General features: G+C 64.5%; 27 protein-coding genes. 7 read left to right on the forward strand and 20 right to left on the reverse strand.

The genetic code is table 11. The features are described 5' to 3' along the window. Positions 1–101: 101 nt before the first annotated feature. The 6 genes from J3S28_RS10550 to J3S28_RS10575 all read right to left on the reverse strand — a co-directional run bounded on the left by J3S28_RS10550 (position 102) and on the right by J3S28_RS10575 (position 7,222). Positions 102–1,376, reverse strand: coding sequence for an HNH endonuclease signature motif containing protein (locus J3S28_RS10550; RefSeq protein WP_207840278.1), 1,275 nt, complete (start codon positions 1,374–1,376; stop codon positions 102–104). A 296-nt stretch (positions 1,377–1,672) separates the two neighbouring features. Continuing rightward, positions 1,673–3,022, reverse strand: a complete 1,350-nt coding sequence (locus J3S28_RS10555) for a CHAT domain-containing protein (RefSeq protein ID WP_207840280.1) — start codon at positions 3,020–3,022, stop codon at positions 1,673–1,675. Beyond that, positions 3,013–4,743: a hypothetical protein gene (locus J3S28_RS10560; RefSeq protein WP_207840282.1), complete on the reverse strand. Its 1,731-nt coding sequence runs from the start codon at positions 4,741–4,743 to the stop codon at positions 3,013–3,015. The genes J3S28_RS10555 and J3S28_RS10560 overlap by 10 nt, the downstream gene beginning before the upstream one ends. Before the next feature lie 103 nt (positions 4,744–4,846). Next, positions 4,847–5,356, reverse strand: a complete 510-nt coding sequence (locus tag J3S28_RS10565; protein ID WP_207840284.1) for a lipoprotein LpqH — start codon at positions 5,354–5,356, stop codon at positions 4,847–4,849. Between the two features lie 148 nt (positions 5,357–5,504). Further along, positions 5,505–6,128, reverse strand: coding sequence for an FMN reductase (locus J3S28_RS10570; RefSeq protein WP_207840287.1), 624 nt, complete (start codon positions 6,126–6,128; stop codon positions 5,505–5,507). Beyond that, the gene (locus J3S28_RS10575; protein WP_207840288.1) at positions 6,128–7,222 is read right to left on the reverse strand and encodes an LLM class flavin-dependent oxidoreductase; all 1,095 of its coding nucleotides are present in this window, start codon (positions 7,220–7,222) and stop codon (positions 6,128–6,130) included. Before J3S28_RS10575 ends, J3S28_RS10570 begins: the two co-directional genes overlap by 1 nt. A gap of 170 nt (positions 7,223–7,392) precedes the next feature. Here J3S28_RS10575 and map point away from each other — a divergent pair, with 170 nt between their 5' ends. Then, a complete protein-coding gene (map, locus tag J3S28_RS10580; protein WP_207840290.1) occupies positions 7,393–8,184 on the forward strand; it encodes a type I methionyl aminopeptidase in 792 nt (263 codons plus the stop codon). Between the two features lie 81 nt (positions 8,185–8,265). On the opposite strand, the gene J3S28_RS10585 is transcribed toward map, so the two are convergent. Beyond that, complete coding sequence (locus tag J3S28_RS10585) at positions 8,266–8,547, reverse strand: hypothetical protein (protein ID WP_207840292.1); 282 nt, start codon at positions 8,545–8,547, stop codon at positions 8,266–8,268. Positions 8,548–8,734: 187 nt separating this feature from the next. On the opposite strand from J3S28_RS10585, the gene J3S28_RS10590 reads away from it, so the two are divergent. After that, positions 8,735–9,628, forward strand: a complete 894-nt coding sequence (locus J3S28_RS10590; RefSeq protein ID WP_207840294.1) for a C39 family peptidase — start codon at positions 8,735–8,737, stop codon at positions 9,626–9,628. Here J3S28_RS10590 and J3S28_RS10595 read toward each other — a convergent pair whose 3' ends face one another. Both J3S28_RS10595 and J3S28_RS10600 read right to left on the reverse strand, forming a co-directional pair. After that, positions 9,629–10,837: a lipid II:glycine glycyltransferase FemX gene (locus tag J3S28_RS10595; RefSeq protein WP_207840296.1), complete on the reverse strand. Its 1,209-nt coding sequence runs from the start codon at positions 10,835–10,837 to the stop codon at positions 9,629–9,631. Positions 10,838–11,041: 204 nt separating this feature from the next. Beyond that, a complete protein-coding gene (locus J3S28_RS10600) occupies positions 11,042–11,539 on the reverse strand; it encodes a DUF4190 domain-containing protein (RefSeq protein ID WP_207840298.1) in 498 nt (165 codons plus the stop codon). A gap of 100 nt (positions 11,540–11,639) precedes the next feature. Between J3S28_RS10600 and J3S28_RS10605 the strand changes: the two genes are divergently transcribed. From J3S28_RS10605 to J3S28_RS10615, 3 genes are read left to right on the forward strand one after another with little or no spacing between them, the layout of a single operon-like run. Continuing rightward, positions 11,640–12,704: an endonuclease domain-containing protein gene (locus J3S28_RS10605; RefSeq protein WP_207840300.1), complete on the forward strand. Its 1,065-nt coding sequence runs from the start codon at positions 11,640–11,642 to the stop codon at positions 12,702–12,704. Continuing rightward, a complete protein-coding gene (locus J3S28_RS10610; RefSeq protein WP_307797023.1) occupies positions 12,701–13,375 on the forward strand; it encodes a hypothetical protein in 675 nt (224 codons plus the stop codon). The genes J3S28_RS10605 and J3S28_RS10610 overlap by 4 nt, the downstream gene beginning before the upstream one ends. Next, a complete protein-coding gene (locus J3S28_RS10615; RefSeq protein ID WP_207840302.1) occupies positions 13,372–16,620 on the forward strand; it encodes an ATP-binding protein in 3,249 nt (1,082 codons plus the stop codon). The genes J3S28_RS10610 and J3S28_RS10615 overlap by 4 nt, the downstream gene beginning before the upstream one ends. Positions 16,621–16,755: 135 nt before the next feature. Here J3S28_RS10615 and rpsQ read toward each other — a convergent pair whose 3' ends face one another. Genes rpsQ through rpsJ form a run of 11 tightly spaced genes read right to left on the reverse strand, consistent with a single transcriptional unit; the run spans position 16,756 to position 22,091 of the window. Beyond that, positions 16,756–17,049 (reverse strand): 30S ribosomal protein S17, encoded by a 294-nt coding sequence (gene rpsQ, locus J3S28_RS10620; RefSeq protein WP_207840304.1) that lies wholly within the window; start codon positions 17,047–17,049, stop codon positions 16,756–16,758. Continuing rightward, positions 17,046–17,288: a 50S ribosomal protein L29 gene (gene rpmC / locus J3S28_RS10625; RefSeq protein WP_084835384.1), complete on the reverse strand. Its 243-nt coding sequence runs from the start codon at positions 17,286–17,288 to the stop codon at positions 17,046–17,048. The genes rpsQ and rpmC overlap by 4 nt, the downstream gene beginning before the upstream one ends. After that, a complete protein-coding gene (gene rplP / locus J3S28_RS10630; protein ID WP_084835383.1) occupies positions 17,288–17,704 on the reverse strand; it encodes a 50S ribosomal protein L16 in 417 nt (138 codons plus the stop codon). The genes rpmC and rplP overlap by 1 nt, the downstream gene beginning before the upstream one ends. A 3-nt stretch (positions 17,705–17,707) precedes the next feature. Then, positions 17,708–18,550, reverse strand: coding sequence for a 30S ribosomal protein S3 (gene rpsC / locus J3S28_RS10635; protein ID WP_084835382.1), 843 nt, complete (start codon positions 18,548–18,550; stop codon positions 17,708–17,710). Beyond that, on the reverse strand, positions 18,550–18,951 hold the full coding sequence (gene rplV / locus J3S28_RS10640; protein ID WP_084835381.1) for a 50S ribosomal protein L22: 402 nt from the start codon (positions 18,949–18,951) through the stop codon (positions 18,550–18,552). Before rplV ends, rpsC begins: the two co-directional genes overlap by 1 nt. Positions 18,952–18,953: 2 nt before the next feature. Next, on the reverse strand, positions 18,954–19,235 hold the full coding sequence (rpsS, locus tag J3S28_RS10645; protein WP_084835380.1) for a 30S ribosomal protein S19: 282 nt from the start codon (positions 19,233–19,235) through the stop codon (positions 18,954–18,956). 19 nt (positions 19,236–19,254) lie between these two features. Next, positions 19,255–20,091, reverse strand: a complete 837-nt coding sequence (gene rplB, locus J3S28_RS10650) for a 50S ribosomal protein L2 (RefSeq protein WP_207840306.1) — start codon at positions 20,089–20,091, stop codon at positions 19,255–19,257. A gap of 40 nt (positions 20,092–20,131) precedes the next feature. Then, positions 20,132–20,437 carry a 50S ribosomal protein L23 gene (gene rplW, locus J3S28_RS10655; protein ID WP_207840309.1) on the reverse strand — a complete coding sequence of 102 codons (306 nt, stop codon included), beginning with the start codon at positions 20,435–20,437 and terminating at the stop codon, positions 20,132–20,134. Positions 20,438–20,442: 5 nt separating this feature from the next. Continuing rightward, positions 20,443–21,114 carry a 50S ribosomal protein L4 gene (gene rplD / locus J3S28_RS10660; RefSeq protein WP_084895858.1) on the reverse strand — a complete coding sequence of 224 codons (672 nt, stop codon included), beginning with the start codon at positions 21,112–21,114 and terminating at the stop codon, positions 20,443–20,445. 3 nt (positions 21,115–21,117) lie between these two features. Beyond that, the gene (gene rplC, locus J3S28_RS10665; RefSeq protein ID WP_207840311.1) at positions 21,118–21,768 is read right to left on the reverse strand and encodes a 50S ribosomal protein L3; all 651 of its coding nucleotides are present in this window, start codon (positions 21,766–21,768) and stop codon (positions 21,118–21,120) included. Between the two features lie 17 nt (positions 21,769–21,785). Beyond that, positions 21,786–22,091, reverse strand: coding sequence for a 30S ribosomal protein S10 (rpsJ, locus tag J3S28_RS10670; protein ID WP_003938093.1), 306 nt, complete (start codon positions 22,089–22,091; stop codon positions 21,786–21,788). 538 nt (positions 22,092–22,629) lie between these two features. Here rpsJ and J3S28_RS10675 point away from each other — a divergent pair. Next, positions 22,630–23,352 carry a response regulator transcription factor gene (locus J3S28_RS10675; RefSeq protein ID WP_207840313.1) on the forward strand — a complete coding sequence of 241 codons (723 nt, stop codon included), beginning with the start codon at positions 22,630–22,632 and terminating at the stop codon, positions 23,350–23,352. Beyond that, positions 23,352–24,347, forward strand: coding sequence for a HAMP domain-containing sensor histidine kinase (locus J3S28_RS10680; protein ID WP_207840315.1), 996 nt, complete (start codon positions 23,352–23,354; stop codon positions 24,345–24,347). The genes J3S28_RS10675 and J3S28_RS10680 overlap by 1 nt, the downstream gene beginning before the upstream one ends. Positions 24,348–24,357: the final 10 nt, after the last annotated feature.

A 24,357-nucleotide genomic window follows, 5' to 3' on the forward strand; every position in this document is an offset into this window, starting at 1 on the left:
GTGGAGTTGTCAATGTTCCAGCTGCGCCGGTGTCATCCGGTGCTGCGGTAGTAACTTCGGGCTACGTCGTCGAAGTAGTTTCTCGTGAACTTGTGGGCCGTTTATGCGGCGAGTGGTTCGTTGGTCAGGGTTCGCCGGGCGTGCGACCGCATGGGCGTGGTGGTGCCGGGTTTGACGAAGCAGGGGTGTCCGTCTGCCACATGGGTCGAGCTCCGCTCCGCTTCGTCTCCGCCAATGAACACGGTCCAGCCTTTGTGGTGGATGTAGTTGTGGTGCCGACGGCACAGCAGGACAGTGTTCGCGAGGCTGGTCTCGCCGCCATGACTCCAGAACTTGATGTGGTGGGCCTCTGTCCAGCCGGCGGGGCAGCCGCAGCCGGGGAACGCACAGCCTTTGTCGCGCGCGATGAGTGCTTTACGGATGGCGGGTGTGACCGTGCGGAACTCGCGTCCGACATCGAGGGGTACGGCGTTGTTGTCGAGCAGGATCTTGGTGATCACCGAATCGCACACCGTCATCTGTGCGGTGGGCAAAGACACCGGTCCGGTCCACTCGAACGTCGCGGTCGGTACCTTCGCGCCGGAGATGCCGTTCATCTGAAAGGCCAGGAGCTGCTCAGCCGACACTGTCATCGTCACCCGCGGTTTCACGCCACCTTCGGTGGGCCGGTCCTGGTGAGCGAAGAACACATCCAGGATCTTGCCGAGGGCTTCGGACAGACGTTGCGGCGTGCTGCGAGGATCAGGTGACCCGTCGGGTTCTGGGACCGGCTTGGCCACCGGACGCAACGCAGCAGAGAGCTTCTCGCCGAGCGTTTTGTCGAGGTCAAGAGTGCCGTGGGTACGGCCGTCGTCACCGGTCCCGAACGACACCTCATTGAGGTCATCGTTTTCCGCGTCCGGTACTTCCTTGTCCGGTGGGGACAGGGCGATAGCCATCTCGTGGGCTCGCCGGCTCACTGCCGCCGGCGTCGACACACGAGCTTCGGTCAACAACCCACGCACGCAGTCGTTGCGGTCAGACTCCGACAGATCCGGATCACGTCGATCGATGTGATTGAGACCTTTCACTATCGCGTCCATGTGTTCCCCCGATAGTGTCCCGTCGACGGCGTAGCCAGCGACCGAAGGAACAGAGCTGAGCGCGCGACCGACCCGCACGTAGCGTTGCGCGGCAGCCGGCGGCGTCTGCACCGACTGCAGAAGCTCTACAGTCGAGTCCGCACCGAGTGTTTTCGCGACACCACGCTTGTCGAGGTCGGCAGTGCACCGAAAGAGCAGCACATCCAACACGTTCTTGGCCCGCAGCGCGTAGACAGTCTCCTCGGACAACGCCAGATCGTCCAGCGGTGCGAGCAGCAATGGATCCGCCGCCATCGTTGATAAGTGTTCGAACAGCCCCCGCAAGTTCATAACTCGAAACTACCTCAAGACCTGGATTAGTACAAGTGTTCGAAAGTTACTTATTTCATTGTCCAGCAACATGTTTCAACGAACCGCAGGCTGACCGCACCCAGAATATCAGCGAGGTCTGACATCGCCGAAAACACACGAGAAGGGCACAGTCGACGGTCAGAAGGGCACGGTCGGTGGGTGTTTCGGCCCGGTCGACAGTCAGAAGGGCACGGTTGGCGCGAGTTTGGGCACGATCGACGGTGGTCACCACAGCTCGCTCAATCAGCGCCTACGACGAATGTGACCAGCGCACCCCAGTAGATCGGATGAGCGCCAACGTCCCCATCTCGCCAGCGTCGCATCTGAGCCCGCTGCCACCGACCGACGGACCGTGCCGCGTCGTCGGCCCGATGTGCACTGTCGACCGCGACGATCAGCTCCGCCATCGGATCCCTGCCGCCGGCCGCCGCCTCCCCCTGAAATCGGAGGTAGCCGGCCGTTGTGGGCAGTGACCACAGAGTCGCCGTGACGACCTCCGCACCCGCCAGGATCAGCGCAGCAACCATGCCCGTCGCTTCGTCGAACCGGTAGTCGCTGCCAGATGCGCACGCCACCAACGCCACCCGCGGCGGCATCGGCCACCGCGACGTATCCACCAAGAGATCAGCCGCGGTGAACGGGCGGTGCGTTCCCACCACATCCGCGTATCCCGGGATGCTCTCCTTGCACGCCAGGTGGATCGCGGCGCGTTCGGCGTATCCGGCGTCGCCCGGCGCCGCACTCGCATGACCCACGAACAGCAGCCGGCTCGGTTCGTCCTGCAACGTTCTCGACATCCAGATCCGGTCGATGTCGCTTCGCCGGAACAACTCCACCGCAGTCCCGACATCAGGAATGACGGTCTCGGCCGCGAGGATCTCCGCGAAGTGTTGCGCGACGACACTTGTCGGCGAGGGTCGTCCCAACACCGACCCGAGCGGAGAATCCGGGCGCTGACCCGGTACGCGCGGATCGAGGAGCAGCACCGGAGGGTTGTGACGCCGGTCTTCCCAACTCACCACGCGCCGCGGCGCCCGCACGATGTTGGCGGGTGGTGCCATCACCACATCGGCGATCTCCATCAGTCGATACCCGTCGGTCAGCTCGGGCAAGTCCGGAAGTTCTTGGCCACCAGAGAATTCTGCTGGTGTGGTGTCCACCAACCCGTTCGCCAACGACAACGCGGTGGGCACCGCGAGCATCGCAAAGGGTGTCTGCGCGAGACGCGCAGTGGGAGTGACGAACAGCATCGGCCGCGGATCGGCGACACATTCCGACAGCAGTGTCCATGCCTGCACTGAGAGCAGGAGCGATCCCAACTGGTACGACCACCGCAACTCTGAGTCGGGGGACGCCAACGGACCGGCCGTCAGAGCCCTGTCGATCGCGTCCCCGGCCGATTCCTCCCCGTACGGCACCGGTAACGCCGCGTCGAGTAGCGCCGTCGCCGCGTTCAGGTGCGAATCCGCGACCACCCAGGTCACCGTTCGCGCAGGATCGCCGACGACCCGCAGACTCCCGTAGGTCGCGACCCCCACATCAGCGAACCTCAGCACCAGCGTCATACCACCGGTGCCGTTCACGGCCATGTCGCCCAGACCGGCTCGGCGCTGGTGACCACGCGACCATAACGCTCCTGCGCCAACTCGCGATACCGCGCCAGCACGGGCGGGCCCGCGGGATCCATCCGCAATGGCGGCAACGGACCGAGCCTGGTCAACGCTGACGTGGCGGCGACGGCAGCACCCGCTGCGAACGCCACTTCGGCGATGTCAGCCGTTACGGGAGTCGCGGCCGTCGCTGTCACCTCCCAGTCGACGACCGTCGAGGGATCAGGCTGAGTGGTGAAAGTACCCCGTGCACACTGATATTCGATGAGCTCTGCCACCAGCTCCACATTCTCCCACTCCCACGCCACGGCAAACGCCCCGGCGAGGATCGGTGCCGAGACCGAGGCAGTCCACCGCAGACGCGCGGTCGCGTCGGCGAGGGTGTACCGCACACTGTCAACCGCAAGTGCCGCCGGAATCTTCAGGTCCGCGGCACGTTCGAACTTCGTCATCGCCCTCTCGTAGCCGTCGGTGCCGAGAGCCGCGTCCACGACCCCACGCGATCCGGCCAGTCTCGCCTCCAGCTCACGCCACCCCTCATCGGGGTTTCCAGCCCCATCGAATCCCATGTCCGCCAGCGCTTCCGCACGCCAGGCAGAACCGAGCAGATCGTCGAGCCGGGCGTACTGGAGCCACGTCGATCGCGGACTCGAATCGAGCACACCGCGGGCCTGCTCGATGGCGTCGCGGGCCTGCGCATAGCGGCCTCGGAAAATTTCTGTCCAGCTGCGCTGCAACAATATTCGATGCACATGTAGCGGCCTGCCGAGTTCTTCCCAGTGCCGCTGGGCGTGCTGCCAGCACTCGTCGGCTGCTTCCAATGCGCCCGCAGCCATCCGGGTGAGCCCGAAGTACAGCCAGCATCGCGAGACATCGTGGGCGATCGCATGCTGGGCGATGACCGGATAAGCAAGCGTGGCCAGACGTTCGGTGTCCACGACGTCAGATCGCGACCACGCGGCAGCGGACCGCTCCAACAGCACTCTCGCCGAGGCCAACTCCCACCCCCGACGTTCTGCACGCGCACCTGCGCGACGGAGGTGGGGCTCCGCCTCGGCCAGGCGCCCCGTCTCAACGCAGAACCGTCCATATCCGATTCCGACGAGGACCCACAGGTGATCGGACCGGGCATCCTGCTCGCGCTCATCGAGGACCGCCAGCACCGCATCCCACAGTGGCTCCGCCCGGACGTGATCGTCGTCGTCAGCGAGGGCGAGGGCGCAACTGATACGGGCCCGCATGACGAGTTCACGAGCTTCGTCGGCGAGGTTCGGCGCGGCGCCCGTATCACTCTCGCCGATCAGATCTGCCAGACCCGCAGCCGCCGCTTCGTGGTCACCGGCAGCGGCGGCGAGCCCGATTTCGAGGTGATCAGCCCGCCGGGTGTACCGGACAACCATCTCGTCGACGATGTCAGGAGGCAGTGTCACCTGTGCGGCGTCCTTCGAGAACGGATCCGCGGCGATCTGGACATAAGCCGACACACAGTCGCGGATTCGTCGAACACATTCGGCCACACCGTCGTAGGCGCTGCGGACCAGGTACACCTCGCCCAGTTGCGCGAACACCTCGAGCGCGAGGTCGTCGCGGTCCAGGGCCACGATCTGTGGCATCAGAGAGAGCAGCAGGGCTTGCGCGCCGGCGTGATCATCGGCGAACGCCAACTGGCGGGCACGTTCGAGCTCACCGGGAACCGACATGGACGCATCCTATTGACAGCGAGATCACCTGGACAACAAGGAGGTGCAGTCAACACGAACGCGGCGGGCGTGCATGTGCACGCCCGCCGCTCGAGACGAGATATCAGTTGCAGGTGACCGTGACGGTGAACTCTTTCTTGATCATTCCCGCGGTCGGGTTCTTCATGTCCGCCCCCTCGGCCTCACCGGTGATCGTGTAGGTGTCGCCATCGACCGACACCTCGGCCGATCCGACCGACATGCCCATGCTGTTCGTGACCGCCAGGGCACTTCCGTCGACCACGATTCCCAGCGACTCCACCTTGGGGGTGGCCTCGTCGGTCATCACGATGCCGAGGCCCTGCTGACCACCCGTCGACCCGCTGCCCACATTGATCTTTCCTCCCTGCTTGACGCAGCTGACCGAGTCGAGATCCACGCCGGCGAGATCCTTGCCTTCGACCTTGACCTCGGTGTCACCACCCGTGGAGACCTCGGTGCCGCCCGTCTGCACGGTGCTCGCCGCCGGGGTGGCGGCAGGGCTGCTGTTGCTGCTGCTGCTGTCATCGGAACAGGCGGAGAGTATTCCGACTGCGGCGATCAGTCCGATGGTGGCTGCGAGGACTCGTTTCATTGGTCTTCCCTTCGTTGATGCGTCGCCTGGAGTGGCGCCGTCATGAGAGAAGTACAAGCCACGCCCTCGGCTACCGATCCCAATTTTCCTCCCACCGGTGGCGGCAGAGACCTGGTCAGTCGGGACTCAGCGTCGTTGACCCGCCAGTTCAGCCCTGGGACAGTGAGTCCCCCATCAGTCGTGCAAAGTTGTCGATCCCGGCCTGGTCGGTATCCACCGGATCGGGCCGCCGGTCGCGCCCGCCCAGCAACGCCGCCAGCTCACCGGTGGCCCGTTCGACCCGATCTGCCAATGTCGCCGTATCGCCCGATCCCGCCGCCCAGTCCTCGGAAGCCGCGTAGACACCGGTCGGGACAACCACCGCGCGCAGGTAGGCGAACAACGGTCGCAGGGCGTGATCGAGCACCATCGAATGCCGCGGACTGCCGCCCGTGGCGGCGATCAGTACCGGCTTGCCCACGAACGTGTCCTTGTCGACGATGTCGAAGAAGGACTTGAACAATCCGCTGTACGAGGCGTTGAACACCGGGGTCGCGGCGATCACCGCATCCGCTGCCTCAACGGCACGGACTGCGTCCCTGGCACCGCCCACGGCGAAACCGCCGAGCATGCTCTGAGCCACGTCCACCGCGATGTCCCGCACGTCGATGACGTCCACCTCGATCGAGTCCAACTGCTGCGCAATCGAATTGCCGAGACGATCGGCCAGCAGTCGCGTCGACGACGGTTCGCTCATACCCGCACTGACCACTGCGATGCGTCGGGTCCTCATCAGCTGACCGCCTCTGCGTCAGCGACTGAGCGGGCAGCCACCAACGCCGCGTGCGTCGGAGCATCGGGCACGTCGGCGGGACGGCCTTCTGCGAAACCCGCGCGAAGATCCGGCAGAACCTCACCGAGCAGGTCGAGCTGCTCGAGGGCGGTCTTGAGCGGCAGTCCCGCGTGATCGACGAGGAACAGCTGACGCTGGTAGTCACCGAAATGCTCGCGGAAGCCCAGCGTTTTGTCGACGAACTGCTGCGGACTTCCGACGGTGAGCGGGGTCTGCTGTGTGAACTCCTCGAGCGAGGGCCCGTGTCCATACACCGGCGCGTTGTCGAAGTAGGGACGGAACTCGTCGACCGCGTCCTGGGACTTCGGCCGGATGAAGAACTGACCACCGAGTCCGACGATCGCCTGTGCCGCCGTGCCGTGGCCGTAGTGCTCGAAGCGCTCCCGGTAGAACCCGATCAACTGCTTGTAATGTTCTGTGGGCCAGAAGATGTGGTTCGCGAAGAAGCCATCGCCGTAGTAGGCGGCCTGCTCGGCGATCTCCGGGCTGCGGATGGAACCGTGCCAGACGAACGGCGGCTCGTCGTCGAGCGGACGCGGCGTCGAGGTGAACGAGGTCAGCGGGGTACGGAACTTGCCCTGCCAGTCCACGTTCTCTTCGCGCCACAAGCGGCGCAGGAGGTGATAGTTCTCGATGGCCAGCGGAATTCCCTGACGGATGTCTTTTCCGAACCATGGATAGACCGGCCCGGTGTTACCGCGGCCCAACATCAGATCGACCCGGCCGTCGGCGAGATGCTGCAGCATCGCGAAGTCTTCTGCGATCTTGACCGGATCATTGGTGGTGATCAGCGTCGTCGACGTCGACAACTGCAGGTTCTCGGTCCGGGCAGCGATGTAGCCGAGCATCGTGGTCGGCGACGACGGGACGAATGGCTTGTTGTGATGCTCGCCGGTGGCGAATACGTCGAGGCCGATGTCCTCTGCCTTCGTGGCCAGCGCGACCATCGCTTTGATGCGCTCGTTCTCGGTCGGCTCCTGGCCGGTGGTGGGGTCGACGGTGACGTCACCGACGGTGAAGATTCCGAATTGCATGATGCCTACCTCCTAGGGTGGAAGCTACGATGACATTAACCGGACCGCGGTCCGATTTATTTCATGGACCTATCGCGCCCATGTGCTCCTGGGCGGTATGAAAATACCGCCCAGGTCCGCTACGGTGGTATTTAAATACCGGCCACGTCGGCCGACGGAAGGGACTGATCATGCTCGAATTGAAGACGCCCACGGAGATCGAAGCGATGCGGGTCACCGGCGCATTCATCGCCGACCTGCTCGACGACCTCACGCTCCAAGCCAAGCCCGGGGTCAACTTGCTGGACCTCGAGCACCGCGCCCGCCGGTTGATCGACGATCGCGGCGCGCAGTCGTGCTACTGGGACTACTCACCCTCGTTCGGGCGCGGCCCGTTCCGGAACGTCATCTGCTTATCGGTGAACGACGCGGTGCTACACGGCCTTCCGCACGATTACGTCCTTCGTGATTCCGATCTGCTGACCATGGACATCGCGGTGTCCATCAACGGGTGGGTCGCCGACTCCGCTCGCAGCATCATCGTCGGCACCCCTCGCCCCGAGGACGAACGCCTCATCGAGGCGACCGAACGGGCATTGGTTGCCGGGATCGCCGCGGCGAGAGCAGGCAACCGTCTGGGCGACATCTCCGCGGCCATCGGCGCGGTGGCTGCCGACTACGGATACCCGGTCAACACCGAGTTCGGCGGGCACGGGCTGGGCCGCACCATGCACGAAGATCCGCACGTCTCCAACACCGGACGCGCGGGGCGAGGCCTCAAACTCAAACCAGGGCTGACGCTCGCCCTCGAGCCGTGGCTTGCCCGCACCACCGACAAGATCGTCTACGACGAGGACGGGTGGACCATCCGCTCCGCCGACGGGTCCCGGACCGCGCACAGCGAACACACCATCGCAATCACCGATGGCGAACCGTTGGTGTTGACGCGGCAAACTGTGTCCACCGAATCCGTCCCCGTCTGAGGGCGCCGAGGGCACAGAGCCCTCGGCCGGCCCATCAGAGGCCGAAAGTGGTGTCGACGATCCACGGCGGGCGCTTGCGTGTCACAGCACCACGGGCACCCAGAGTCCGAAGAACCAGAAGCCCCAACCCTGTTTGCGATCGTCGAAGATCGGTGTCACCGATTGGCCACGGTAGTCGAACGTCTCGAGATCGGGCCGCTTCACCGCGCCGAGCGCAGGAGCAACCTGCGACGTCTGGCCGACAGCTGTCCGCTCTGGCGCAGCAGCCGTACTCGCCGTCGCTGTGCCGGTCCCGATTCCCAACGCCGCCAGGCTGATTCCACCGGTGACGGCAGCTGCCGCGATAGCCTTCCTGGCCTCCATCTGACCACTCCTTCGTCGACATCGGTGACATCTCAACCGACTGCGTTCAACGATAAGGATCGAAACTTACCGGCATCCTTGGTCAGCCTGTGAAGTTGCTGTCAAGGACCGGAAGTTGTCGGGAACATTTGTGCCCGCCCCTGACTCTCATCGACACCTACCCGCACACTGCAGAAGGAACATGACCATGGACGCCGGCACCGATTTCGACTCGCACGACGTGATATCGGTCCCGGACGAAACCGGCCCGACCGACGAGCAGGACAACACGGCTCAGGCCGGCTGGTCGGACCTCGACGGAGTCGAGATCATCGGAGACCGTTCCGACATCTCGCTCGACGATCCTGACATCGACGACTCGTCGGCCGAGCCCGAACCAGGTCACAGCGCAGGCGACTCCGACGAATACTCCGACCACTGGTTCCTGCAGGCGGAGAACGGCACCTGCGTTCCCGCTAGTGTCGCTCAGATCGTCGCGGAGTACACCGGCGAAGACATCCAGGATGAGGAGGCGTTCGTCGAGCTGTCCCAGGAGAACGGATACTTCCTCGACGGCGAGATCAACAACGGGATGTCGATCTACGCAGCGGCAGATCTGCTGGAACAGAACGGAATACCGGCGACCGTGCAAACCGGGGAGATGGACGACCTATCCGTCGCACTCGACGAGGGCCGCGGGGTGATGCTCTACGTCGACTCCGGAGAGTACTGGGACCCCGAGCAGGAGGCGAAGGACGAGGCCGCTGGACGCGATCAGGGCGGCGACCACTGCGTGGTGATCAGCGAGATCGACTACGAGAAAGGCGTTGTCTACCTCAGCGACCCAGGGCACCCGGACGGCGACCGCATGGAGGTTCCCCTCGACGAGTTCGAACAGGCGTGGGGCGATGCGAACAACACGATGATCGTCTGCGACGAACCCTCACCGAATACCGATACCCACGGCGCACCTGTCGACTCCGCCGATCCGCTACTCGACTCCGGCTATGACAGTGACGATCTCACCGATCTCAAAGCCGCCATCGACTGGCTCACCGAGCGCCCGTGGACGCTGCTGCCACTCGTCATCGGCGGCAACTGATCACACCTGTTGACTCCGCCGCCTCGGGTGGAGCCACACATAATCCGGGTTCGGCCGCACCGGGCGCCGGCGCAGGCGGTTCAACAACGGTGACTCATCGATACGCCCCACGCAGATCTCGAGTTGTCGCATCGTCCATGCCCGTCCCGGCCGGACATCGATTTGGTAGGCCCCGAGGTAGTCGGTGATCTCTTCGCTGAACGCGGTCTTGAACTGGCCGACGCCGTGGCGCTGGTGGGACTCGTCGGTGATGGTCGCCGACGAGGGCGTGCCATCGAGGTCGTACCACTCGCATCCCTGTTCGCGGGCCCAACGCATGATCTCCCACTGCAACGCGTAGGCCGCACGGCTCCCACCGAGTCCACACTCGGTGGGGTCACCCGGCCGCTTACGCACCGAACCCGCCCCGAAGTACAACGCAGTCTTCCCGAACGTCGTCACAAACGCACCGACCACCACTTCGCCGCGATGCCGCGCCAGGAACAATTGGCCGTGACCGAACTGCTCGTAGCGCTGGAAGACGGCGGTGGTCGTCGGCAGGCTCGGTATCCGAAATCGGCCTCCGCTCGTCGCGTCGAGCATCTCGTACAGAACTCGACAATTGTCGTCGGTGGCCGGCACGCGGTCGACGGTGACCCCCTCGTGGGCAGCGCGACGAATCGACTTCCGGGCGCGCTTCTTGAACCGGGCCTGCACATCGAATTCAGAACCTCGCAAGTCGACGAGCACCGTGCTGTCGTCGAGCCAGGTCGGGGCGCGTCTGAGCCCCGCTGCGCGAAGCGCCATCTCATCGCCCGAGTTCGCTCTGAGCTGGGTACGCAATCGCACCGCGGTGATGCCGTTTCGGGCTCCGAATGCCGCTACCTCGCGCGCGGCAGCGATCAGGGCATGTACGTCGGCTACCGGCGGCCCGATCAGCACCCACAGACGACCGGTCACCGGAACGTTGACTTGGAAAGCGGTGACTGCGAAACCGCCCACGATCAGATAGACGGGGGTCGCCCCACCCACGACCATGCCGGCGATGTTGTCGCTGCCGCGATAGACGTTGCCTTCGTCGGGACTTCGCAGGATCAGCTCGTCCCAGTGGAGGATCTCGTCTGCGTCGGCGAACCGTACGTGAGCTCCTTCGACGGCCCGCAGCCGGCGCGCTTCGCGGCGGCTACCGAGTCCGTGGCGGATAGGAGGGGTCGCACGCACGGCGCTCATGGGGTCCACGAACCCAAGTGCCGGTAGTCGGGCATGAAGGATCTATCGCGGCCACACCGGTATTTCGGTTGTGGCACTCCACCGTCGTTCATCTGTAGAAACCCTTCGGGTAGCTCTTCGCGGTGTCGACCACGAAAAGATCTGCCCGACCCTGAGTGAATCTTACCGCTCAGGGGGCCATTTGATCAGACGACGTGCTGATGATCAGCTGTTGCTCGCCGCGACGGCAATCGAGATGAAGAAGTAGAGGGCCCATCCGACGACGAAGACGTATCCCAAGATGAGTCCGGCCAGGGCCAAACCCTCACCGCTCTCGGCCCCGCCACTGTTCTTGACCTGGCTGAGACCGATGTGCCCCAGGATGATTGCGATGATCGACGTCACACAGAAGAACGGGAGCAATCCGCAGATCAGCGCGGCGATGGCGAGCCCGTTGGTGCGTTGCCCGGCCACCGGGAATTGCTGGGGATAGCCCGGCTGACCGAACGGTTGGGGCGCGAACCCCTGGTTCGGTGGGCCGTAGGCAGATCCCGCCGCGGGGTACTGGCCGTAGGGATCGTATGTCTGGCCATACGCAGGCGGTGGCGGGTAGGCCTGCTGCGGGTATCCACCGCCGTCGTAACCGTTGTTGTCCTGACCGCTGTTCGCGTCTTTGTTCAGATCCGGCCGGTAGCCCTGCGTCGGGTCGTATGGATCGCTCATGTCGAGAACCTTTCTCGGGTGGTCGAGTCGACGAGACAACCATAGGCAACTCTGGCCGGCACCAGCGTGCCCGCCGCTGAACGGTCTGTAGCTCGAATGGATGACGAACCGCGGTGACATCGCAGGCGAGTACGTTTTCCTCATGGACTGGTCCGCTTTGCCTGCCTCGGGCGTGGTCTCTCTGAAAGGAGTCGGTGCAGCCGCCATCGCGCTGGCGCTGGACGACCTTCCCGACGATGCACCTGCCGTCCTGCTGACGCGCATCGATCAGGTGAGCGGCGCGTCCCAGGTGATCGACGAACTGATCGGCCGCCTCGAACGCACTGCGTACGATCTCTATCCGGCCTGGCTTCCGGGCGCAGAGGTGACGCCGGGGCGAAGCACGATCGACCGAGTCGCCGCCCGATCCTTGGCGGCGACCATGGCCGCATCGACACCCCACCATCGTCCGTTCCTCATGGACCTGGCCGCCAATGCCGTTGCCGCGCACAGTGGTGGCGAGTCATCGGAGTTGTCGCTGAAGTATTCCTCGGCCGGCCTCATGGCCGGCCTCGTGCGGGTGATCTCGGAAAGTTTCGTCCGGGACGCCGTCGTATTCGCTCTCTACCCCGCCGCCGTGTTCACCGCCGCGCAGCAAGAGCAGCTGGCAGCCACGTGCGATTGGTTGGCAACCTACGTCGGCGTCTGGCTGCTCGACGACATCACGTCTCCGCTCGACCGTTTCCCGATCCAGAGCCTCGAACCCGGCGACGCCCCGGTGGCAGATGAACAAACCTGGACCCTTCCCACTCTCACCTACCCTCCCCTTGCCGGGCGGCCGCATCCAGCGAGCACTGCGGAGGGGAAGCTCGAAGCCCATCTCGCCCGGCAGCACTGGGCGGGGAGCCGCCGGTGGAACCAAACCGTGCCGACCGGCGATCTCTCGCCGTATGTGAGAGCGGATCTCGTCTGGCCAGAGGCCTGCCTCGTTGTGGAGATCGACGGCGCCGACCACCGGACCGCCGCCAAGTACGCGGACGACCGCCGACGCGATGTCGCCCTGCAACTGGCCGGCTACACGGTGGTCCGGTTCACCAACGAACAGGTACTGAGCGATACCCCCCGCGTTGCAGACATAATCGAGAAGCTGCGTTCTGACCGTTTGGCTGCAAAGGAGCTCCCGTGACCACTTCGGACCTCACCGGTACGGAGATGATCGTTCTACTGGTCCTGATGGCCGAGGCACGTGGCCTCACCAACGCCGAGATCAAGGAACGCGGGCCCGAACTCCGTGCCACCCCGTCCCGAAAAAAGTTGAACGAATTGGGACTCATCGAGAGCGACACTTCCGCGCGACCCCACCGCCACGCGCTGTCCGATCGGGGATGGGCCCGGTGCAACGAACTCCTCGGTACGCAGCCACCGGCCGGAACCACTCCTCAGGGCAAAGCGCTGTTCACCGTGCTGGCGGGGCTCGGACGTCATCTACGGAGCAGTGACCTGCGTCTGGCCGATGTCTTTCTGCCTACCGAGGTACCCGACGCCACCCTGCAACCCTCTGCTCCCCCGGTCGACGATTCGGCCCACCTCAAGCCTGCCGTCGACATCCGGATCGTCGAGGCATACCGGTCGCTGGCGGCGAAGCCTGGTGCGTGGGTATCGCTGCGGCGACTACGGCCCGCCCTCGGCGACGTCGAGCGAGATGTTCTCGACGACGCTCTGAGATCGCTTTACACCCGGCCGGGGATCACGCTTATCCCAGAAGAGAACCAGAAGTCGTTGACCCCGGAAGATCGCGCCGCAGCAGTGTCGATCGGCGGCCAGAACAAACACCTCATCTACGTGGAGACCGTGTGACCTCGACATCCCCGCTCGAAGCTCTCGCCGCTGCTCGTAGTGGCTTCTCCAACTCCGCACACACGCGTGAAGACGTCTGGGTGTCGCACAACGACATTCATGTCCAGGGGCTGCATGCGAAGGCGTGGCGTGCGATCGAACGCGCTGTCGCCGACGCGGGTGACAGCAGCGGACCGAGTCCGCTCGGCGTGGTCCTGCAGGGTTCTGCGGGTTCAGGCAAAACGCATCTCCTCGGGCAGGTGCGCGAATACGTCCAGGCCCAGGACGGCTACTTCATCATGCTCGATCTGCTGGATCCGAGTGACTTCTGGCGGACGCTGCTCAGTTCGTTACTCGACTCGTTGAACCGCCAAATCGAACCACCGGTCGACAAGACCCAGCTGCATGAAGTCATGCGCAGACTGGCCGACCTTGCCGGCACCACCCGCAGTGCGCGTCGCGCGATCTCCGGTGACACGATCATCACTCCCGAAGTGTTGGACGAGTTCGTCAACGGTCTGCGCAAGCCCCTCCCCGCGCTCATTCGAAGCCACCACGCGACCCTGCGTGCACTCGTTCTCACCGCAGCGCCGAACTCGCGCCTCAACGATCTGGGTATCGCGTACCTGGAGAACAACATCGAGGAGATCGAACCGGCGGATCGGGACGATTGGCAGCTGCCACCACGAGCGATGCCGCACGACCAGACCATCCGCGCCATCTCAGAGTTCATGGCCGCCACCGGGCCGTCGGTATTGGCGATCGACCAGATCGACACCCTTGTCGCGCAATCGCGGTCGAGCACCGACGCCTCGGCGGCAGATGCCTACGCCAGTTCGATCATCGACCTCTTGGCCCACGGTCTGATGTCGGTTCGTGAGGTGCTGTTGCGGACCGTGTGCATGGTGTCGTGTCTACCGGCAGTATGGACGACCATCGACACTCTGGCGACTGGCACAGTCCGTGACCGATTCCGCTCCAACTTCGTCCTCGAAGGCCTTCCCGATGAGGCGTTCGCACGGGCGCTCGTCGAGAGGCGCCTCACCAAAGCCCTTGCCAAGTCAACCTTCACGCCGCCGTACCCGACCTGGCCGGTCAAGGATCAAGCATTCACCCAGGCATCTGAGCTCAACGCACGCCTGTTGATCAAGCGAATCGACCGCCACATCAACGACTGCCTCGACAATGACGAAGTGGTTGAGCTGTCATCGCTCATCGATCAGCCGACGACTGTCATAGACGCCCCGCACCGGCCTAGGAAGGAAATCCGCGACGAGGCGGCCGCAGGCGACCTCGACGAGGTGTATCAGCGCCACGTTCGCAACGCAATCACCGCTCCGGTCGTGGACCCCAAGAAGGAAGACGACGTGGTCCCTGATCTGCTGAACGCAGGACTGCGCGCCTGGGCCATCGAATCCGGTTCTGACGCCTTCGAGATCGATCCGGTCGGTGGCCACTTCCGGTTACATGCTCGCCTACGGTTGACCCTCGACTCCGATATCGACGACGAACAGCACTGGGCCTTCCGCGCCATCTCCTCACCCAATGCCGTTGCAGTGCAATCACGTCTGCGCAATGCCGCAATCGAAACCGGCCTCGACGCCAACGTCCGGCGCCGCCGCCTGTTCATTCTCCGGAACATCGACTGGCCGGGCGGGCCCAAGACTGCGCACATCGTCAGCGAGTTCGCCGCCAACGGTGGTCAGGTGCTGTCCCTGTCGACTGACGACATCTCGAAACTCAGCGCGCTGAACGAGATGCTCAAAAAGATGCCCGGCGGCTTGGACCGCTGGCTCCAAGAGCGTAAACCGGCACACGACATCGAGTTCCTGAGTGTCGCACTGGGCGACGCCGGCAGCGAAGCGGTCGCGCCGCTCGATGCAGTGACGCCCCTGGCCCCGCCGATGGAAGAGGCTGAGCCAGAACGGTACACACCTCCGGCATCACCCACGCCGCCATCGGCCGAGGTGTCCGCAGAGACCACCGCAGAGATCCCGGTGATCGAACCCGAGCAACCACCCTCCCCTGCCGTCGCATCGACTCCCGCGTCCAGCAGCATCCGATTGGGTGTGGCCCGTTCCGGCAGGGAGGCCACCGTCGAACTCGAGGCGCTCCGCAAACACACCGCGATCTTCGCGGGCTCCGGTTCGGGCAAGACCGTCATGATCCGCCGGCTCATCGAAGAATGCGCACTACAGGGTGTTTCGGCGATCGTCCTCGACCCCAACAACGACCTCGCCCGGCTGGGGACCGCGTGGCCCGAAGCCCCGTCGGGATGGTCAGGTGACGATGCTGCGAAGGCAGCGGAGTACATCGCCAACGTCGAGACAGTGATCTGGACGCCGCGACGCAGCGCAGGCCGCCCACTGAGTTTCCAGCCACTCCCCGACTTCGCTGCCGTACGCGACGACGCGGATGAGTTCGACCTGGCCGTCGACGCCGCGGTGTCGGCGCTGAAGCCCTACGCCGGGGTGGGCGGTGCGCGCGCCAAGCTCCAGGAAGCGGTTTTGCGGGAATCGATGTCGCAGTACGGACGTCAATCGAGTGGATCATTCTCCGCGTACGTCGAGTTCTTGGCCGACTTCACCGATGACATGAGCATCCTGACCGGTGCCGCCCGGCTGGCCCAGCCGATGGCGGAGCACCTTCGAGCGGCGATGATCAACAATCCGATGCTCGGCGGCGAGGGCGCCGCGGTCGATCCCGCGGTCCTGCTCACCCCGACTGTCGGCAAGCGCGCTCGGATCTCGGTCATCAGCCTCATCGGCCTACCAGATGAGGGGCAACGCCAAGGTTTCGTGAACCAACTCGAACTTGCTCTGTTCGCCTGGATCAAGAAGAACCCCGCGGGCGACAAGCCCCTCGGCGGCTTGTTCGTGATGGACGAAGCCCAGACCCTGGTCCCGTCCGGGCGAGTCACCCCGTGCACCCGAAGTACGGTCGCACTCGCATCCCAGGCACGAAAGTACGGGCTGGGCCTCGTCTTCGCGACGCAGGCACCCAAGGGGATCGACGCGAAAATCGTCGGCAACGCGTCAACCCAGTTCTTCGGCCGACTCAACAGCCCGGCCCAGATCGACGCCGCCGCCGAGATGGCCGCAGCCAAGGGCACCAGGATCAGCGACATCGCCCGCCTAGGAACCGGCGAGTTCTATGTCGCCCCCGACGGGGCAGCGTTCCAGAAAGTCAACACCCCGTTGTGCCTGAGCTTTCACCCATCGTCTCCGCTGTCCGACGAGGAAGTACTCGCTCTCAGCAGACAGTGACCGCGGCACCAGATTCGTCCCCTACGGCGGTCGCCGAGGGTGATATGCCCTCGGTGGTGCGAGATGGGGACGAATGTGATGAAAACAAAAGCGACCCGCCCCTGGAAGGGACGGGCCGCTTGAGTTACAGAACTTCTACTTGGCCTTCTCGAGGACCTCGACCAGACGCCAGCGCTTGGTGGCACTGGTCGGGCGGGTCTCCATCAGACGGACGCGGTCGCCGATGCCGGCGGTCTCGTTCTCGTCGTGGGCCTTGACCTTGCTGGTGGTGCGGATGATCTTGCCGTAAAGCGGGTGCTTCACACGATCTTCCAGCTCGACCACGATGGTCTTCTGCATCTTGTCCGAGACGACGTACCCGATCCGCTCTTTGCGGCGCGCACGATCTTCGGTGGTGGACGTTTCTGTCACCTTTTGGTCCTCACTCATGCGTCGTCACCGTCCTTTGCTTCAGGTCCGGCGGCCAGGCCGAGCTCGCGTTCCCGCATGACGGTGTACACGCGCGCGATTTCGCGACGCACGGTACGCAGCCGGCGGTTGTTGTCGAGCTGACCGGTGGCCATCTGGAACCGAAGGTTGAACAGCTCTTCCTTCGACTCACGCAAACGTTCGACCAGTTCTTCGTCGTTGAGCTCACGGAGCTCAGCGGCGGCGATTCCGATTGACATCAGAACAGCTCCTCTCTGGTCACGATGCGGGTCTTGATCGGGAGCTTGTGCTGCGCGCGGCGCAAGGCCTCGCGAGCAGTCTCCTCACTGGGGTAGCTCATCTCGAACAGGATGCGACCGGGCTTGACCGGGGCAACCCACCACTCGGGCGAACCCTTACCGGAACCCATGCGGGTCTCGGCAGGCTTCTTCGTCAGCGGGCGGTCGGGGAAGATGTTGATCCACACCTTGCCGCCACGCTTGATGTGCCGGTTGATGGCAATACGAGCTGACTCGATCTGACGGTTGGTGATGTAGGCAGCTTCCAGAGCCTGGATGCCGTAGTCACCGAACGTCACCTTGGTGCCGCCCGTGGCCTGACCCTTCAGGCTGGGGTGGTGCTGCTTGCGGTGCTTGACCCGACGAGGGATCAACATGCCTCAGCCCTCCTGGTTCTCGGCCTGCGCGGGCGCAGGCGTAGTAACTGGAGCGTCGGCTGCCGCAGGTGCATCTGCAGTCGCGGTGGCCGCACGTCCAGCTTCGGTGCTGGTCGCTGTGGTGCCCGACGAACCGCTCCGCTTCGGACGTGCGGGGCGACGCGGACGACGGTCATCGCCGGCCGGAGCAGCGGCCGAGGACAGAGCCTCGCGCTTGCCACCGACGATATCGCCCTTGTAGATCCAGACCTTCACGCCGATGCGGCCGAAGGTGGTCTTGGCCTCGTACAGGCCGTAGTCGATGTCAGCGCGCAGGGTGTGCAGCGGCACACGGCCTTCGCGGTAGAACTCGCTACGGCTCATCTCCGCACCGCCGAGACGACCCGAGCACTGGACCCGGATTCCCTTGACGTTGGGCTGACGCATGGCCGACTGAATGGCCTTACGCATCGCCCGGCGGAAAGCCACGCGGTTGCTGAGCTGCTCGGCGACACCCTGTGCCACCAGCTGAGCTTCCGACTCGGCGTTCTTGACCTCGAGGATGTTGAGCTGCACCTGCTTGCCGGTCAGCTTCTCCAGGTCGCCACGGATCCGGTCGGCCTCGGCGCCGCGGCGACCGATGACGATGCCCGGACGGGCGGTGTGGATGTCGACGCGAACCCGGTCACGGGTGCGCTCGATCTCCACCTTGGCGATGCCGGCCCGCTCGAGGCCGGTGGCCAGGAGCTTGCGGATGGCAACATCCTCTTTCACGTATTCCGCGTACTGCTTGTCTGCGTACCAACGGGACTTCCAGTCCGTGGTGATACCGAGACGGAAGCCGTGCGGGTTGATCTTCTGGCCCACTACTGAGCTCCCTTCCGGCGGTTGCGGCTGGTGGCCGCACCCTTGTCGGCGATGCTCTCGACGACGACGGTGATGTGGCTGGTCCGCTTACGGATCCGGAACGCACGCCCTTGGGCACGCGGACGGAACCGCTTCATGGTCGGTCCCTCGTCGGCGAACGCCTGTGCCACCACGAGGGTGCGACGGTCGAGGTCGAGGTTGTTCTCCGCGTTGGCAACAGCGCTGGCGAGCACCTTGGCAACCGGCTCGCTCGCGGTCTGCGGAGCGAACTGCAGGATGTCGAGGGCCTCGTCCACGTTCTTGCCGCGAACCAGATCGATGACACGACGAGCCTTCATCGGCGTGACGCGCACGAACTTCGCGGTCGCCTTGGCGGTCGGATTCGTTGTTTCAGTACTCATGATTACCGGCGCTTCGCTTTCCGGTCGTCCTTGATATGACCTTTGAAGGTGCGGGTCGGCGCGAACTCGCCGAGCTTGTGACCGACCATCGACTCCGAGACGAACACCGGCACGTGCTTGCGACCGTCGTGGACGGCGAAGGTGTGTCCGATGAAGTCCGGAATGATGGTGGACCGACGGGACCAGGTCTTGATGACCTGCTTGGTGCCCTTTTCGTTCTGAACATCGACCTTGCCCAACAGGTGGTCGTCGACGAACGGGCCTTTCTTGAGGCTGCGTGGCATTCTCTAACTCCCTCCTGGGTTATCGCTTGTTCTTGCCGGTGCGGCGGCGGCGGACGATGAGCTTGTCGCTCGGCTTGTTCTTGCGGGTGCGGCCCTCGGGCTTGCCCCACGGGCTGACCGGGTGGCGACCACCGGAGGTCTTGCCCTCGCCACCACCGTGCGGGTGGTCGACCGGGTTCATCACGACACCACGGACGGTCGGGCGCTTGCCCTTCCACCGCATACGGCCGGCTTTACCCCAGTTGATGTTGCTCTGCTCGGCGTTGCCCACCTCGCCGACGGTTGCGCGGCAGCGCACGTCGACGCGACGGATCTCACCGGACGGCAGACGCAGCGTGGCGTAGGCGCCTTCCTTACCGAGCAACTGAGCGCCCGCTCCGGCGGAGCGGACCAGCTTGGCACCGCCACCCGGACGGAGCTCGATCGCGTGGATCTGAGTACCGGTCGGGATGTTGCGGAGCGGGAGGTTGTTGCCGGGCTTGATGTCGGCGTTGGGGCCGCTCTCCACCACTGAGCCCTGGCCGAGGCCCTTGGGTGCAACGATGTAGCGCTTCTCACCATCGACGTAGTGCAGCAACGCGATCCGCGCAGTGCGGTTGGGGTCGTACTCGATGTGAGCGACCTTGGCGTTGATGCCGTCTTTGTCGTGGCGACGGAAATCGATGAGGCGGTAGGCCCGCTTGTGGCCGCCACCCTTGTGACGAGTCGTGATGCGTCCGTGGGCATTTCGACCGCCGCGACCGTGCAGCGGGCGAACCAGCGACTTCTCCGGGGTGTCACGAGTGACCTCCGCGAAATCCGCGCCGGAAGCGCCACGACGACCAGGCGTCGTCGGCTTGTACTTACGAATAGCCATGAGTCTTCTTGTCCTCTACTTCTTCTGAGTCCGGGCGGCGTCAGCCGACCGGGCCTCCGAAGATCTCGATGGGCTTACTGTCGGCTGCCAGGGTCACGATCGCGCGCTTGGTGTCCTTGCGCTTGCCGTAGCCGGCGCGGGTGCGCTTGCGCTTACCCTGCCGATTCGCGGTGTTCACGCTCGTGACCTGCACACCGAAGATCTCTTCGATGGCGATCTTGATCTGGGTCTTGTTGGAGTCCGGGTGCACGAAGAACGTGTACACGTTGTCCTCGATCAGTCCGTAGGACTTCTCGGAGATCACCGGCGCCAAGATGATGTCGCGTGGGTTTGCCTGAACTGTCATGTTTCTCAGGCCTCCTTCTGCTCTTTGGAAGCACCGTCGATGAACGCGCCCAGGGCCTCACGGCTGAAGACGACCTCGTCCGCATCGAGCACGTCGTAGGTGTTCAGCTGATCCGGAGCGATCGGCAGGACGTGCTGCAGGTTCTGCACGCTCTTCCAGGCTGCGATGTCCTCGCGACCCACGACGAGCAGGAACTTGCGGCGATCAGACAGTTCCGCGAGGAACTGACGGGCCGTCTTGGTCGACGGATCCTGTCCGGCAACGAGTTCGGTGATCACGTGGATGCGCTCGTTGCGAGCCCGGTCCGAGAGGGCTCCGCGCAGGGCGGCGGCCTTCATCTTCTTGGGGGTGCGCTGGCTGTAGTCACGCGGCTGCGGGCCGTGCACGACGCCACCACCGGCGAACTGGGGTGCGCGGGTCGAACCCTGACGGGCGCGGCCGGTTCCCTTCTGACGGTAGGGCTTCGCGCCGCCACCACGGACCTGGGCCCGTGTCTTGGTGGCGTGGGTGCCCTGACGTGCGGCGCCCTGCTGGGCGACGACGACCTGGTGCATCAGCGAGATGTTCGCCGGTGCGTCGAAGATCTCGGCAGGCAGTTCGACGGTGCCGTCGGTCTTGCCGCCGAACACCTTGACGTCGACCGTGCGGGTTTGCTGCTTTTCAGTGTTGACGCTCACTGGCTACGCACCACCCTTCATTGCGTCGCGAACGATGACGATGGCGCCCTTGCGACCGGGGATCGCTCCCTTGATCAGCAGGAGGCCGGACTCGGCATCCACCTTGTGAACCTTGAGGTTCTGGGTGGTGACCTTGTCGTTGCCCATCCGGCCGGCCATCCGCATGCCCTTGAACACGCGACCGGGGGTGGCGCAACCACCGATGGATCCTGGCGAGCGGTGCACGCGGTGCACGCCGTGGCTCGCGCCCAGGCCCTTGAAGCCGTGACGCTTCATGACACCGGCGAAGCCCTTGCCCTTGGAGGTTCCGGTCACGTCGACCAGTGCGCCGTCGGCGAAGATCTCGGCCGTCAGTTCCTGACCCACGGTGTAGTCGGACACATCGTGGACGCGGATCTCGGACACATGCCGGCGCGGGGTGACCCCGGCCTTGGCGAACTGTCCGGCGACAGGCTTGGTGACCTTGCGCGGATCGATGGCACCGTAGGCGAGCTGCACGGCGGTGTAGCCGTCGGTCTCTTCGGTACGGATCTGGGTGATCACGTTGGGTCCGGCCTTGACGACGGTCACCGGGATCACCCGGTTGTCTTCGTCGAAGACCTGGGTCATCCCGAGCTTGGTGCCCAGGATTCCCTTCACATTTCTCTGAGTCATCTGTTAAATCCCGCCACTCACTGGATGTTGACGTCGACGCTGGCCGGCAGATCGATGCGCATCAGAGCGTCAACGGTCTTCGGCGTGGGATCGAGGATGTCGATCAGTCGCTTGTGTGTACGCATCTCGAAGTGCTCGCGCGAGTCCTTGTACTTGTGCGGCGAGCGGATGACGCAATACACGTTCTTTTCGGTGGGCAACGGCACAGGGCCGACCACGCGTGCACCCGTACGGGTCACGGTTTCAACGATCTTCCGCGCCGACGCGTCGATCGCCTCATGGTCGTAAGCCTTGAGCCGGATGCGGATCTTTTGTCCCGCCACGCTGTGTCCTCTTCCGTCATTTTCGGCTGCACAGATGAACACCTCGCGGTCGCGACGCAGTGGCCGCACCCTCGTGACCAAAACCTCGCGGTGGTGATCGACGCTGTTCATCTGTCATTGTTCAAAGCCCGCTTGCGCGAGCCGTTTCGAGCTGCGCCCGCCTGAGCGGGCCTCCGGTCCACGCACTCGGGCGTGTCGCGATCGCTACACACACTTATGCGCATGCGCTTACCGCTCGTACCGGGTGCATCCTTGCGAACGCGGGGTCTAGCTTGCATGTTGTGCGCCACGACGGGTGCTCGAACCAGTTCGGAAGCCGCTTGGTTCGTCCGGTGGTGCTCTCTGATCGACAGGCGCTCTGACGCTCGATGAAGACGCATACGGAGTCGAGCTGCCGATCAAGGCAACCCGACAAGTATGCAACAGATCGGGCGCAGGTCCAAATTGCCCCGACCAGCGGCGACCTTGCGCCGGATCTACACAGTCTCTTCACAACATCTGCGCTGGCCGTCGACATTCCGAAGCTAACGTCGCCTCCATGACCTCACATCCATCCGGGGAACGAACTCCGTCCGTGTTGATCGTGGACGACGAGCCTTTGATCAGGACGTCGATCGCCGATCGGATGCGGGCAGAGGGGTTCGAGGTGGAGACCGCCGACTCCGGCACCGCCGCAGTAACCCTGCATTCCGAGAGCAGGCCCGATGTGGTGATCCTCGACCTCATGCTCCCGGGTATGGACGGATTGGAGGTCTGTCGCCGGATGCAGTCACATTCGCCGACTCCCGTCTTGATGCTGACCGCCCGTTCCGGCGAGACCGATCTGGTCATCGGGCTCGGCGTCGGGGCGGACGACTACCTGTCGAAGCCTTTTTCCATGCGCGAGCTGGTCGCACGGACCCGGGCGCTGTTGCGGCGGGCCGAGCGTTACGGGGCACCTGAGCCCGACACGGCCGACGAACCCCCCGTCGCCCAGGTGATCGGAGACCTTCAGATCGATCACTCCGCCCGCCAGGTCGCCGTCGCAGGAGCAACGGTTCATCTCACGCGGACCGAGTTCGATCTCCTGGCGTCTCTGGCGCGGCACCCGGGCGCGGTGCTCAGCCGCACCCAGTTGCTCGAGACCGTCTGGCAATGGCCCAGCGCCGGCGAGACCCGGACCGTCGACTCCCACGTCCGGTCGCTGCGACAGAAAGTCGGGGCCCACCGGATCCGGACCGTCCACGGCGTCGGTTACGCACTCGACGGCAGCAGGCCATGATGCTCGACTTCCCGCGTCCGCTCGATGCGTTGCACTCGTTCAAGTTCAAGACCGCGGTTGTCGTGGGGTCCGCACTGACCCTGTCGAGCGTCTCGTTCTGGGTCACCGCCCAGTGGCAGTTCAGGTACGCCTTGCTCGTGGCTCTGCTCGTGGCTTTCCTGGTGACGCTGGTTCTGGCCCACGGCATGACGTCGCCGCTGCGCGAGATGACCGGAGCCGTGCGGCGGATGTCGCGGGGCGACTACACAGTCCGCGTCCGCGCAACATCGAAGGACGAGATCGGGACGCTTGCCACCGCGTTCAACCAGATGGCCGACGACCTCGCCGACGAGGACAAGTATCGCCGCGAGGTGATCGGCAACGTCGCTCATGAGCTGCGTACCCCGGTCGCGGCGCTCCACGCCGTCCTCGAGAACCTCGTGGACGGAGTGAGCGCACCCGATCAGGACACGCTGGAGCTGACCCTGTCGCAGACCGATCGTCTCGGTCGATTGATCAACGAACTGCTCGATCTCTCGCGAGTGGAGGGCGGCGTCGCCCAGCTCGACATCGCATCGATGAACGTCCTGCGTTTCGCCACCGATGCCATAGCCGAATGCCGACTGCGATCGCGCCGCGACATCAGGTTCACGACAGAGATCCCGCCCGATCTCACCGTTGTGGCCGACGAGGCGCGGCTGCACCAGGTGCTGGCCAATCTGCTCGACAACGCCGCACGCCACTCCCCGCCCGACGGCGTGGTTCGCGTCGTCGGCCGGCAGGACCTGGATGTGATCGTCCTCGAGGTCGCCGATCAGGGCCCGGGCATCGCGCCCGCCGAACGAAGGCGGATCTTCGACCGGTTCACTCGCGGCGGTTCTCGAGATGGCGGCACCGGCCTGGGCCTGGCAATCGCCCAGTGGGTGATCAACCTCCACAGCGGCGAGATCGCGGTCGTCGACGACCCCGGCGGATGTCGGATCAGGATCCGCCTGCCGGTTCGCTCCGTGGCCTAACCCCTTTTTT

Source organism: Williamsia soli, from assembly GCF_017377795.1.
In the GTDB taxonomy this organism is placed as follows: Bacteria; Actinomycetota; Actinomycetes; order Mycobacteriales; family Mycobacteriaceae; genus Williamsia; species Williamsia soli.